The sequence below is a fragment of the Micromonospora sp. WMMD730 genome, from assembly GCF_049178955.1.
In the GTDB taxonomy this organism is placed as follows: domain Bacteria; phylum Actinomycetota; class Actinomycetes; order Mycobacteriales; family Micromonosporaceae; genus Micromonospora; species Micromonospora wenchangensis.
In genome coordinates, this window is record NZ_JBMHML010000002.1 from 1,084,050 (window position 1) to 1,096,476 (window position 12,427).

At 69.4% G+C, this 12,427-nt stretch carries 10 protein-coding genes, 1 tRNA gene and 1 pseudogene; 5 read left to right on the forward strand and 7 right to left on the reverse strand.

The genetic code is table 11. From position 1 onward, the window contains the following. Positions 1 to 6: 6 nt before the first annotated feature. The gene (locus ACN265_RS05005) at positions 7 to 345 is read left to right on the forward strand and encodes a hypothetical protein (protein ID WP_421411374.1); all 339 of its coding nucleotides are present in this window, start codon (positions 7 to 9) and stop codon (positions 343 to 345) included. A 75-nt stretch (positions 346 to 420) separates the two neighbouring features. Here ACN265_RS05005 and ACN265_RS05010 read toward each other — a convergent pair whose 3' ends face one another. Next, the gene (locus ACN265_RS05010; protein ID WP_421406190.1) at positions 421 to 1,374 is read right to left on the reverse strand and encodes a ketopantoate reductase family protein; all 954 of its coding nucleotides are present in this window, start codon (positions 1,372 to 1,374) and stop codon (positions 421 to 423) included. A gap of 78 nt (positions 1,375 to 1,452) precedes the next feature. On the opposite strand from ACN265_RS05010, the gene ACN265_RS05015 reads away from it, so the two are divergent. Then, a complete protein-coding gene (locus ACN265_RS05015; RefSeq protein ID WP_421406192.1) occupies positions 1,453 to 2,022 on the forward strand; it encodes a TetR/AcrR family transcriptional regulator in 570 nt (189 codons plus the stop codon). 103 nt (positions 2,023 to 2,125) lie between these two features. On the opposite strand, the gene ACN265_RS05020 is transcribed toward ACN265_RS05015, so the two are convergent. From ACN265_RS05020 to ACN265_RS05030, 3 genes and pseudogenes are all read right to left on the reverse strand, one after another. Continuing rightward, positions 2,126 to 3,547, reverse strand: coding sequence for a hypothetical protein (locus tag ACN265_RS05020; protein WP_377687069.1), 1,422 nt, complete (start codon positions 3,545 to 3,547; stop codon positions 2,126 to 2,128). Positions 3,548 to 4,177: 630 nt separating this feature from the next. Beyond that, positions 4,178 to 5,620 (reverse strand): pentapeptide repeat-containing protein, encoded by a 1,443-nt coding sequence (locus ACN265_RS05025; protein WP_421406194.1) that lies wholly within the window; start codon positions 5,618 to 5,620, stop codon positions 4,178 to 4,180. A gap of 676 nt (positions 5,621 to 6,296) precedes the next feature. Continuing rightward, positions 6,297 to 7,478 (reverse strand): annotated as a pseudogene (locus tag ACN265_RS05030) (YfjI family protein); the annotation flags it as partial. Between the two features lie 161 nt (positions 7,479 to 7,639). Between ACN265_RS05030 and ACN265_RS05035 the strand changes: the two are divergent. After that, entirely contained in the window at positions 7,640 to 8,278 is a 639-nt protein-coding gene (locus tag ACN265_RS05035) for a hypothetical protein (protein WP_421406196.1), read from the forward strand. A 180-nt stretch (positions 8,279 to 8,458) separates the two neighbouring features. On the opposite strand, the gene ACN265_RS05040 is transcribed toward ACN265_RS05035, so the two are convergent. Further along, a tRNA-Arg gene (locus tag ACN265_RS05040) sits at positions 8,459 to 8,531 on the reverse strand. A gap of 151 nt (positions 8,532 to 8,682) precedes the next feature. Between ACN265_RS05040 and ACN265_RS05045 the strand changes: the two genes are divergently transcribed. Next, positions 8,683 to 9,426, forward strand: a complete 744-nt coding sequence (locus ACN265_RS05045; RefSeq protein ID WP_421406198.1) for a hypothetical protein — start codon at positions 8,683 to 8,685, stop codon at positions 9,424 to 9,426. Positions 9,427 to 9,500: 74 nt separating this feature from the next. Here the strand turns inward: ACN265_RS05045 and ACN265_RS05050 are convergent, their stop codons facing one another. Next, positions 9,501 to 10,559: an alpha/beta hydrolase gene (locus ACN265_RS05050; protein ID WP_421406200.1), complete on the reverse strand. Its 1,059-nt coding sequence runs from the start codon at positions 10,557 to 10,559 to the stop codon at positions 9,501 to 9,503. 161 nt (positions 10,560 to 10,720) lie between these two features. Then, positions 10,721 to 11,143: an HPF/RaiA family ribosome-associated protein gene (locus ACN265_RS05055; protein ID WP_204928057.1), complete on the reverse strand. Its 423-nt coding sequence runs from the start codon at positions 11,141 to 11,143 to the stop codon at positions 10,721 to 10,723. Between the two features lie 395 nt (positions 11,144 to 11,538). Between ACN265_RS05055 and ACN265_RS05060 the strand changes: the two genes are divergently transcribed. Further along, positions 11,539 to 12,411, forward strand: coding sequence for a single-stranded DNA-binding protein (locus ACN265_RS05060; RefSeq protein WP_421406202.1), 873 nt, complete (start codon positions 11,539 to 11,541; stop codon positions 12,409 to 12,411). Positions 12,412 to 12,427: the final 16 nt, after the last annotated feature.

The window sequence follows — 12,427 nt, forward strand, 5'->3', positions numbered from 1 at the left end:
GCGCCGCTGCCGAAGGCGGGTGACCTGGTGGACGTGGGCCGGGCGGCCAGTGTGCAGTTCGTCAGGCCGATCAGGTGCCGGGTGATCCGGGTGCTCGACTGGATCACCTACGACGGATGGTGCTGGCTCGACGTCTACCAGCTCGACGCCAAGGGGGACGCGGTGCTCCGGCGCTCGATCTTCGTACGGCCGGCGGGGTTGGTGATGGTGCGGCCCGCGCCGGTGCCGCGCGCGCCGAGCCGGGCGGGGGTGACGCCGAACATGCGGCGGGGGCCCCGCCCGGCGGGGATTCCGCCGGCGGCCGGTGCGTCGCCCGCCCGCCGCCCGCCGGCCGGCGGGCGGTGAGCGGGGTGCGGCGGGTGCGTGGCCGAGCGCCGGCCGGCGGGCGGACGGGGTGCGGCCGGTGCCGGGTGACGGGAGTCAGGGCGTCGTCGTGGCGGCGAAGTAGGGCTCGGCGGCCTCCAGCCGGGGCACCCGCACGCCCAGCCGGCGGGCCTCCGCCAGGGTGTCGCGGCAGACCGCGCGCAGTTCCTCGGGGTTGGCGTGCGCTGCTGTCACCCGGCGCATCGGCGGGAAGCGGTTGATCAGCAGAGACATTGCCGGTGCCGCCAGCCAGGTGGGCGCGGTGAAGGGGAGTAGCTCGGCGCGGTGCCGCCGCAGGTCGACGCCCCGGGCCTCGATCAGCGGCAGTAGCTCGCGGGTGGCGAGGATCGCCTCGCGGAGGTCCCCGGTGGTCAGCCCGGACAGGGTGCCCCGCCGCAGGCTCTGGGTGTGCAGGCCGGCGTTCTGGGCGAAGTGGACCGACAGCCAGCCACGGAAGTCGGCGTTCTCCCGGACCCGGAACCCGGCCGCCCGGAACACCTGGCGCACGGTCTGCTCGCGCTCGGTCGGCGGCCGGTCGAGCGTGCCGAGGAAGACCACGGGCAGCAGGGACGCGTGCAGCACGCCGTCGTCGCCGAACCCGCCGCCGGCCCCGGGAAAGCCCCAGGCCACCTGGTCGACGGGCAGGTCGGCGGTCGCGGTCAGCGGCTCCACCCACAGGTTGTTGAAGACGAGCACGGTGGCTCCGCCCACCCGGGGCCCCAGGAAGGCCGCCGCCTCGGCGAAGTTGTAGTGCTGCACGCTCAGCACGATCAGGTCGAAGTCGTGGTCGGGCTCCAACGTCTCGCGGTAGCGCACCGGCCACGTCTCGACGACCGGCCGACCCCAGGGCCGCCGCCGGGCGTCGAGCAGGTCGAGGTCGATCGCCTCCCCGTACGCCGCCGCCCGCCCCGGGCGGACGTAGAACTCCACGTGGTGGCCCGCCCGTTCCAGGGCCCATCCGTAGGTCGCGCTGATCACGCCCCGGCCGAACATCAAGATCTTCACGCGCACCTCAGGAGCTATAATCGGAGACCATCTCCACTTCCAAAATATGGAGACAGTCTCCACTTGTCAACGCGAGGCCCCCACATGACCGACCCCAAGCCGCTGCGCGCCGACGCCCGCCGCAACCGCGACGCCCTGCTCGCCAAGGCCCGCGAACTGTTCGCCGAGGGTCGCTACGACCTGCGCTTCGACGACTTCGCCAAGCTGGCCGGGGTCGGCGTCGGCACGCTCTACCGGCACTTCCCCACCCGGGAAGCCCTGGCCGAGGCGGTCTACCGGGAAGAACTCGCCGCCATGTGCGACCGGGCCCGCGAGGCGCAGAGCACCCTGCCCGCCGACGAGGCGCTGGAGTCGTTCCTGCGGGGATTCGTGGCCCACCTGCACGACCACGAGGGCCTCGCCCGCACCCTGTCCACACTGATGGCCGCCCGCTCGGGTGCGCTGGCCGAGGGCGCCGAGGCCCTCGGTCGGGCCGTCACCGACCTGCTGGCCGCCGCCGTCCGGGCCGGGAAGATCCGCGACGACGTGGGAGCCGGCGCGGTCATGATGGCCCTGCAGGGCATCTGCGCGGCCTTCGGCCACCCGGCCTACCGGCCCGACGCGGACGGGGTGATCACCCTCGTCCTCGCCGGACTGCGCCGACCGGCGCGATGAGCGCGGCCCGCGCCCCTACCGCTGGTGGCGGGGGAACGCGGGCCGGGCAGGAGGCCGGGGCGGGGTACGGGCCGCTCGTGGCCGCCCATACCCCGCCGATGGCTCAGGTGTCGTAGCGGCAGGTGCCGCCGGTGTTCGCCGTGCAGTCGTTGAGCTGGAGGCTGTCCAGGTTGATGGCCTGGTTGCCGGTGGTGGACTGCGGCGGGACGTTCACGGTGATCCGCACGCTGGCGGCGTTCGCCGGGGCGGTGGCGGTCGTCCGGTACTCCAGCCAGTTGCTGGCGAGCGTGTCGGTCGCTCCGGTGCTGGTCGACAGCAGGGTGCCACCCGAGTTGTACCAGGCGAGCTGGAGCTGCGTGTTCACCGCCGTGCCGCTGCGCAACCGGGTGAACAGCTTGTACGTCCGGCCGGCGGTGACCGTCGCCCGGTTCGTCAGCGAGATCGACGACGTGTTGGACGGCCCGGTGTACGTGTTGAGCTGGACCGACCGACGACCGTCGAAGTAGGTGCAGGAGTTCGTCGAGATGCCGCAGGCGGGCGTCACCTGGTGCCAGCCGCCCGACGTGGTGAACGTCGACGTGCTGCTGCTCGGGGTGGCGGCCTCGACCGTACGCTGCTCGGCGGTGAGCAGGTCGTTGTTCGCGCCCACGTCGCAGCAGACCGGGGCGGTCAGCATCGGGTGGTTCGCGACGTTCACCTTCGCCGTCGACGGGCTCGGGTCGATGTAGAAGCTGGCCGACAGCTCACTCGGGTCGTAGTAGCTGCGGAACCCCGGATCGGTGTTCCAGTTGTCCCACCAGCCGTACATGATGTCCGGCACGTAGGAGGCCCCCGTCTCGGCCATCCAGGCGTGCCCCGCGCCGAGCACGTGCAGCAACTCGTGCCCGGCCACACCGGTCGTCCACGACTCGGTCACCGCCGAGCAGTGCACGCCGCTGGAGTTCCCGCCGGACGGGCACTGGTAGGCGTCGGAGTTCGACGCGAAATCGGTGAAGACCAGGTAGATCCGGTTGCTGTCCTGGTATCCGGCGGAGATCAGGTCACTGCGGACGGTGCTGGCGGGGGTGTTCGGGTTCGCCCCGGCGTCGATCTTCTCGGGCACGACCAGGGACCGGGCGTAGCCGGCGTACGTGCTGGTGTCGTAGCCCGTACGGCAGCTGAAGTTGTAGTGCTGGTCGTAGTTGGTCGACTCGTCGAGCGCCCAGTCGATCCGGTCCACCACCTTGGCGATGTACTCGACGTTGGCCTCGTAGTTGTTGCCGACGCCGTCGTGCCAGGCATAGATCACCTGGACGGCGGGGGTCGCGCCGGTCGGTGCGGCCGGGTTGGCGACGGTGGACTGGCAGCCGCGCTTGGGCACCGTGGGCATGCTCGGCTGCGCGTACGGCTGGGCCGGCTCGGTGCCGGGCCCCCAGGCCAGGGCGGCGGTCGGGGCGGAGAGCACCGCGAGAGCGGTGGCCAGGGTGGCGGCGGCGACGGCGGTCAGGGTGCGCGGTCGTCGGGTCCGGAACGGGGACCGGGGCAAGGATGCTCCTCGGTTGGTGGTGGACACCGCCGGTTGACGGTGCGTGTCCATCCAAACGAGCTGCGTGACATCCATCAATGTTGATGGATGGTGAAGAAGGTCTCTCCCAGGACCTGGATAAACGCTTGCCCTGCGACGAGTAACCTGTAGTGACCGATCCGTCACCTGTGGTGGGGTGGGTTGGTGTGGAGGTCGGCGTGGGTGCGCCCGGCAGGATTCGAACCTGCGGCCTTGGGATTAGAAATGGTATTCACATCATGATCCCTGGTTCCAGTAGCTTCTCTAGCTGCGGAAATGCCTTCACGGGGGTGCTTGACTTTCTGCAGTCGACTCGATTTCGCACCACGAATAGCTCCATGCCCATCGGGACGACGGGGTCGGAGGTGACCGAAGCGTGGTAACTCTCCGTGCCATGTTGGAGGTCTCAGCCTGCGACGATGCCTCACCAGAATCCAGTTCGAACTTCTGTTCTTTCTCAAGACGGCCTGCAGCGGGCCGCCCGCACCGCCTGGGCGCGCGCTGGCCGCTGCCGTTCTGCGGCCTTCACGCCTCATGCCCGGCGGCTGGCGAGGAGAGCGGGAGTCCGGTGGGCCGCCGCAAAACGAGAGATTGGCAATGAGGCTAGGGAAGTTATCCGGCATCCGAGTTGGATACTTCATCATTTGCGCCTTCGGGCTTGGGTGCGCCGCTGGCAGGGTGCAAGGCGGTTGACGGCCGGATTTGCGATAGTGGAGTGCCGTGAACTAGTTTCCAGCCGGAGGGCAAAATGCTTCTATTGGTAGGATCCTGGTTCAAGATCGTAGAACCCTTGAGTTCGACTCGACGCACGAATTTCGCTGAAGGAAATCGGGCCGCGGCAGCGAACTGAACGCGCGAAAATCTAGCGATTTTCTCGAAGGTTGCCCCCGTGAAGGAAACGCTAGCCTGAAAGATGGCCTTATCGAATCGCGTGGTTTCATTGAACGTCGTTCCAATGAACGATGTGCCGCTGCCGAACTTCGCCTCTTGTAATCTAGCTATGCCCTTGAATGTGGCGTTGTCAAATCGTGCCCCTTCTCTAAACCTTGCCCCCTGGCACCAGAAGCCGCCGAGTAGGGTGCAGCGTCGAAAGTCTGCCCTAATCACGTCCGCATCGTTAATTCCGAAGGCCAAAAGGGTGGCCCCTCTGAGATCGAGATGCATGTGTTCCCAGAAGCTAGGGTGATGTTTCTGGTCATCGGGGTTTTCGGTGCGGCGAAGGTGTCGTGCCAGGATCCTCTGGGCGGTCAGGCGTACTTGCAACTCACCGAGCGCTAATTGCCGTCTTGACAAGTCTTCTGGCGAGTCGGAACCTGATTGATCTCCCTCGTGCGTAGGTGCGTCGTCATACGGCATGCGCAGGTAGGCGCATAGAACATTCACGACGGTCTGCTGTCGCCCTTGATCATTCTGGCCGACGCGTTCCAGTGCGTACAGCCCTCCAAGTCGCACGGCGGCATCTGAGTGGCCGAGTTGTTCGACAGCTTTGGTGTATAGCTCAGTGACGCGACGCTCGGCAGCATCAGTCTCAGTGTGCTTCTGCGCCTTCAAGGCGAGCTGGTGAGTTCGCTCAGATAGCCGTTGGGTTTCCAAGGCGAGCTGGTGGGTGTGTTCAGCGAGCATTTGCCGTCGAACCCCGAGCAGCAATGCTGCAACTGCGCCAGCTGCGGCGAAGAAGCCGAGGCCGTACTTCAATGCCTCAATCTGTAGCCTGGCTCTTTCGATTCCAGCCTCTCCAGCAGCAATGGCCAACATTGTGCCAAGCAGGGCAGCGCCGATCACAGCCACCAACACCGCGCTGGCAAGTACCCCTCGGTTCGACAGAAGCCACGGAAACTGCACCGCAGGCTTGTCCTCTTCGCCGCGTGCAACATGGAAGGGTCGATGGGACCAAGCGCCCGCCGCCAGGAGGATGAGTGCAGGCACACCCGCTGCGAGTAGGACGACATGCCCGGACGCGACTGTCCACATTGTCTGCCAAATCGTCCAGTGCCAGGCTCGGGCGTCGACCAACACTGCCGCTGCGAACAGCGTCGCACCGCCGACGACGAGCACCCTTGCCGCTGTCCGTGTAGTCATCACGTCTCGTATCCTGACCGACCTTGCCAAGCTTGGCAGCCCTCAATCTGCCTTGACTGAAGCACCTGCCGTTCTACTTCCGAGCCCGGTAGAGCGGCAAACAAGGGGTGTACAGGGCAATACGTAGGACGGGGTAGGCCAGGTACACCGCATGGTCGCGCTCGTGGCGTGCCTCCCTCTGGCCCGATCTACCTGGTTCTCAAGCTGATTTTGCACGGGTAGCCCATAGACTGAGGCGGATCACTGCCGGAGCCTGGATCTATGGGAGGGGTTCGTTTTGGCAGCTCAGCGACGTAAGCCCTGGTTTCCAATCGCCTGGTCGGTGCTCGCTCTCCTCTGCCTATCGCTGACAGTCGCTTCGGCGGCGGACCCGGACGGGCCGTGGTGGGTGCCCGTGACCTTCGGAGCCTGCACGCTGGTCGCAGCGGGCAGTGTTATCGCCTGGCTGCGGGAGGGACGCAAGGGGAACCGCCCAACCTAGCGTTGTCGTCCATCCGATCTGGCCGGAGACCAGCGGGACGACGAGAAGGGCCGCCGCTCGCAGCAGTGGGCGGGCGCGGCGGCAGCAATCGGTCGCTGGTCAAAATGGCGAGAATGGCAGAAACCCCGACTCAGCGGGGTTTCTGCCATTGCGGCCATTTAGACCAGCGGGTTACGCGGGTCTGCGGCTGACCGTCGCGGGTAGGGCGTGGATGGTGCCGGTGGTCTGGTGTACGTCGGGGTGGACGAGGAACGCGGGCGACGGTGGCAGTCCGGCACCGGTCCGGGCCGGCAGGTCGAGCTGGCGCACGTACCCGTGGATTTCCAGTAGGGAGAGCACGGGGTCGAGGTCGGCGGCGGTGGGGATCTGGCTGCGGACGGCCCGGTACAGCTCCTTCTTGGTGAACGTGGTCGAGCCGGTGCGTTCGATCCAGGCGAGCGCGAGTCGGGCGTACCGGGTGCTCTTGTCGGTGCCCATGTCGTCGAAGGCGGCCAGGGCGTGAGCGGCGAAGTAGTCGCGGAGCAGTGCGGCCCGCTCGACCGTCTCAGCCGTGACCGGCTTGCCCCATCCGTCGCGCAGATGTTCGGCGAGGTGGATCAGCCCGGCAAGGCGGACCACTGCGCCGGTGTACTTGCTGCCCCAGTCCACAATGTGTCCCCACGCCCCGCCGGGGGCGAGGCGCGGCTCTACGGCGCGTTCGATGTCCAACACGCGATCGTTGGCTTCCGGGGTGAGTGGAAGTGCGGCGGGGTCGGTCCATTCGGCGAGGGTGGCGACCAGCGCGCCGAGGTTGGCGGCGTAGGCGGCGGCGATGGGTTCGGGTACCGGGTCGGCACCGACCTTTCGACGGCCGACCGTGTTTTCCGGCAGGCTGAACAGGATTCGGGCCAACAGCCCTTTGCCCCGGAAGCCGGGCATGTCGGCGATGTCGCGCAGCACGTCGGGTTGTACGGCCAGGCCGAGGGTAAGCGCGGGGTGCTCGACGTGCTCCGGGGCGCGGGAGCGACGGTTGACGCGCAGCATGTCCCCAGCGTGGCCCTTCAAGAACACTTCCAAGTTGGGGGTGCCGGAGTAACGGCCGGCGATGGTGGCGAAGATGCCGCCTTCCGGGGAGAGCACGGCGAGGCGTCCGCCCTGCTCGGCGAGCAGGGATGCGGCTTCCTCGCTGGTGACGTCGTCGGCAATCAGTTGCGGCAGGACAGGGACGGTGACGGCGTCGGCGTTCATCGCGGCGGCGGTCGCTTCGGCGAGCAGGGTGTCTCGGCCGGAGGTGTCGGCGTTCGCGGCGATGGCGGCCTTCTCGGCCGTCTTGCCGGCGACGCGGGCGGCCAGCTTGGCTTCCACGATCGCCGGTTAGTGCCCAGTCGCAGGGTCGAGGCGCAGGGATTTGGGCCCCTGTGCTTCCGGACGGGCAGGCCCCGCTAGACCGCCGGCTAACCGGCTGGTTTGTGCCGGTGTCGTCCGGTGGCCCCCTAGGCCTGCGTCCATTGCAGACGGGTATCAGACTGCACGGCATGGAACCAGTGGCCGGAGGAGTCGTCCTCAAGGCGGCGATCAGTGCGGCTATCAAACAGCTCCCGAAGTTGGCCCAAGGTGGCCGCCTACCGCCCACGATTCGTACTGCGGCTTATGAACACTTCACAGCATCCGTCTGGTCGATCGTCACCGGCATGATCTCAGTGCGGGCGATCGAACCGTTTGCGCGTCCCAGGATCAACTACTACCACAAGATGTTCCAGCGACTGCTTGAGTCGTCGATGGCTTCGCAGGCTGATTTCTTGGGTGCCTTCGGATCTCTTCGACTTGTCGCGCCGACCCGCGTGGCTGATGCGGCGGAGCGAGTTGCGGTTTGCGTCGGCGACCTAGCTGAGGTCGAAGTGGGTGACGATGCGTCATGGGCCGAACGACAATCAGCTCTTGGTGCTGCAATGCTCGACTTCACTCTCTTGTGCCGAATAGACCTCGGAGTCGCAAGGCACCCGATCGAGCCGAAGATGCATTGGTACCGTCCGGCGTCATGGATTCGTTCCGTCCATTGGTGGTGGTCGCGCTCACGTCGCGGCGAGTGGCCTGCCCTGCCAGAAGGCACGCATGCGGCAGGTTCACCCAAATCCACGACATTAGAGGCCAAGGCGCACGATCAGCGGAGGTGACCGGCTGTCTCCTGCCGCTGCGGCGCGAAAGTTATCCGTATAGACCCTTACGCGGAGTGACCCTCTGGGGAGCTTCGTGATCTCGCCGCGTTGCCGCTTCATGCCTGGCAGAGGGCCGACAGTAGCTCGATGGCTCCCCGAGTGGCCCCAAGCGAGCTGATCAGAAGGGGAACGTAGCGGTGCGCCCGGCAGGATTCGAACCTGCGGCCTTGGGATTAGAAGTCCCCTGCTCTATCCGCTGAGCTACGGGCGCGCGGCGTACGTGTCGCGCCAAGAGGGTACCGCCGACCCCCCGCCGTACGGCGGAACGGGTCGCATCCGGACACGCGTGATCAGCGTCGCACGGCACCCCCGATCCGGGCACCCCTCTTCCGCCCGGCGCGGCGGGCCGTACCCTCGGGTCCGTGCTACTGGAACCCGACGCCGAAGACGAGGTCGCCTACGAGCTGTGCCAGCTCCTGGGCCGTGCCATCCTGCCGGTCGACACGGCCGGCGACCCGGGCACCGCCTTCTTCCTCGGCCATCCGGCCGGCGAGTTCCTGCTCACCGCCGACGTGGTCGCCGGGCAGGCGCAGCGGCTCGGCCTGCGGTCCAGTGTCACCGAGCCGGCCGGCGTGGCGGGCGCGTCGCTGCCGCTGGCGGATCTGCCGGCGGGTTGGAACCGGGACGCGCGGCTCGGCGTGGCGGCCCTGCCCACCGGCGAGCTGCACGGGTACGCCGCCGGGCAGGGCTGGCGGTGGCGGGTGCAGCCGGTGCCCGCCGCGGTCGCCGTGACGGCGGACGATCTCGACGCGTTCGGTGCCGGGCCGGTCACCGCGATCGTGCTGGCCCTCGGCGTCGGCGGCGACGGCAGCCGACCGCTGGAGGTCGCCGTCGAGCGGGCCGTCCGCGACGGCGACCGGCTGCGGATCACCGCCGCGCTCCCCGCCGGCTACGTCGGCGCTCCAGTCTTCGGGGTACGTTCCGACGCTGCCGGGGAGGTCGGCCTGCGCTGCCTCGGCGTGCTCCTACCCGCCGACGAAGCGCCCGCCGACGACGCGCCCAACGGCGAAGCGCCCAGCCGCGAAGCGTCCAGCGACGAAGTGCCCGGAGGCGGCCACCCGGTGGCGACGCTCGACCGCGTGCTCGCCGCCCTGCCCACCTCCTGACCGCCGCCCGCCCTGCCTGTCCAGGCGGCTTGATCGACTCAAGTGGGCCGATGTGGCGTCATCCCGCCTGACGGTTAGCGCTGCATCGGCTCAGATGAGTCGATCATCGACCCGGAGGCCCCGGGCTCAGGGCCGGAGGAGGTAGCGGGCGCGGCCGGGGGGTGATCGGCGTCCGGCAGGGTGGGGCCGGCATCGAGGAACGCGTCGGCCCACCGGCCGACCTCGGCGAAGACCCGTTCGCGTACGGCGGGGCCGGAGAGGACCAGGTCGTGCTTGCCGCCGTCGAAGCGGGCCACGGTCACGTGCCGGCCGAGCCGGGGCGCCCAGCGGACCATGTGCTCCACGTCCAGCACCGCGTCGGCCAGGGCCGCCGAGTCGTGCCAGCGGGTGCCCCGGAAACTCCGGGTCGAGCAGGCCACCAGCACGGGGACGGGAATGTCCAGCCCGGCGCGGAGCTGCCGCTGGGCGGCGCGGATCGCGGTCAGCCAGCCGGCCCGGACGGGGAACCCGGCGAGCGGCTTCCAGGCCAGGTCGTACGTCCACTCGCCGCGATGCTCGGCGTGCAGGCTCTCGCCGTACACGGTGCCCAGGCCGAAGGGGAGGATGCGGTGCGGCGCGCGACGGCCCAGCCGGGAGACGGCGGCCGCGAGGGGTCGACGGACCAGCCAGGGGGCGTTGAGGTCGAAGAAGGGGCTGTTGAGGACGAGCCCGTCGACCGCTGCGGCGTCGCGGCGGGCGTGTGCCCACAGCGAGATGATCAGGCCGCCGGTGGAGTGGCCCATGGCGAGCAGGGTGTCGTGCCCGTCCTCGTCGCGGATGATCTTCGCGGCGGCGTCCAGCTCGGGGAAGTAGTCGCTCAGGTCGCGGCAGAAGTTCGGGGTCTGGTGGGGTAACAGACTACGGCCGTACTTGCGCAGGTCGAGGGCGTAGAAGTCCCAGCCGCGCTCGGCGTAGAAGTCGGCCAGGTGGGTCTGGAAGAAGTAGTCGACGAAGCCGTGCACGTAGAGCACCGCCCGGCCGGTCGGGCGGTCGGCGCGCCGCCGGACCAGGGTCGCGACCACCGGACCCTCGTCGTCGGTGCCCAGGTCGATCGTCTGCCGCTCGTACGGCGGCCCCAGCACGTCCTGTTCCACGACCGCGACGCTACGCCCGCAGGCTACCCGGCGGTAGCCCCGGGTCGGACGTCGTGGGGACGGCGTCGGCGCAGCCCGCTCAACCGCTGTCCGGACGCTGGCGGGCAGTCCGAGCCGGGCCGTTCCCCTCCGGCGGGAGAGGGGAACGGCCCGGTGTCCGGTCAGGCGGTCTCGGCGTCCACCCGGTCGAGGTTCCCGTCGGCGTCGAGATCCGGCGCGGGGGTGGGCTGGGCCATCTCCCGGATGTGCTTGTTGTGCCGGGGCTCCTGCCTGGTCTTGGCGTCGTTGAGCTTGCGGCGCAGGTCGTCCCGGGCGTCGTTGAGGGCGGCCCGCAGGTCCTCCTCGCTCGACGTGGTGACGATCTTCTGGCGGCCGGCGATCCAGCACTCCAGGGTGACCTTCTGCCCGCGCGCCTCCCGGTCCTTGACCGACACCTCCAGCTCGGTGGCGTCGGCGTGGAAGGCGGCCAGCCGGGCGTCCAGGGTGCCGAACTGCTCGACGATCCAGTTCCGGTCGCCCTGGGAGAAGCCCGCGCCCATCCGTAGGCACTCGGCCACGGTCGCCGGGTTCGCCACCGCGCTCATCGCCGCACCTCCCGCTCGGTGCGGACGGAGCCGGTCGTACGCAACGGGGTCCGAATCATCAGCGTTGCCTTTCTCGTCGGACGTCGTGCCTGGTGGTGCCTGGGTGATCAACTCTTTACCCAGCCGGGGTCGACCTCACTCCGGGTGACGCCACCTTCCCCTGTCGTCGTGACCCGAGGGGTGGGATCGGCTCCGCCCCCTGATCCTCGTCCCGGCCGGTCGGGCCATCCCAGGGCCTGATGGCCTAGCACATCGGGACCTTGATCAGGTGGTCGTCCACAGGCGCTCCGGTTGTCCACAGGACGGGGTCGGGGCCTCGCGTCGCCGTGTCGTACCGGCCAGGCTCGGTCCCGAGTCGACTCGCCACCGCATCCACAGGCCCCTGGGAGGGGACGATGTTCGATACCTACGTCACGATCGTCGGCAACGTGCTGACCGCGCCGGAATGGCGTCGTACGGCGCAGAGCAACACCCTGGTCGCCAACTTCAAGGTGGCCTCGACCGCCCGCCGCCTCAACCGGGACAGCGGTCGGTGGGTGGACGGCAACAGTCTGCGCGTCCGGGTCAACTGCTGGCGCAAGCTGGCCGAGGGGGTGGCCGCCTCGGTCATGGTCGGCGACCCGGTGGTGGTCGCGGGACGGCTCTACACCCGCGACTGGACCGACGACGCCGGCAACCACCGGGTGCTCTACGAGCTGGAGGCGGTCGCGGTCGGGCACGACCTGTCCCGGGGCCGGTCCCGCTTCCTGCGCAACCGGCCGAGCATGGCCACCAGCACGGTGGAGGACGCGGCGGCGGCCCAGCGGGTGCACGGCGAGCCGACCGAGCCGGTGCCGGCCGACCAGGTGCCCGCCGCGCCGGACGACCGCCCCCTCGACGACGACTTCGACCTGTCCGGATTCGGTCTCCCGCGCGCCGGCCACGACCTGCCGGGCAGCGGGTACGTCCCGCCGGCCGACCCGTTCGACGACGAACCCGACGACGACCTGGCCCCGCTGCCCGACGACGAACCGGCGATGCGGTCCGGCGGCGGGGACCGGCCGGGCGACGAGGGCGGCCCAGGCGACGGGGGCGCTCCGAGTGGTGAGGGCGGTCCGGGCGGTGAGGACGGTCCGGGCGGCGGGAACCGGCCGGAGGGGGAGAACGGCCCCGGCGACGAGGGGCCGGCCGGTGCGCAGGGCACGGTCGTCCCGACCCCGGGCGAGGTGGCCCTCGGTCCGGCGGGCCGGGGCCGGCGTGGCCGGGGGCGGGTGCCGGTTCCGGCCTGAGAAACACCCCACGGGT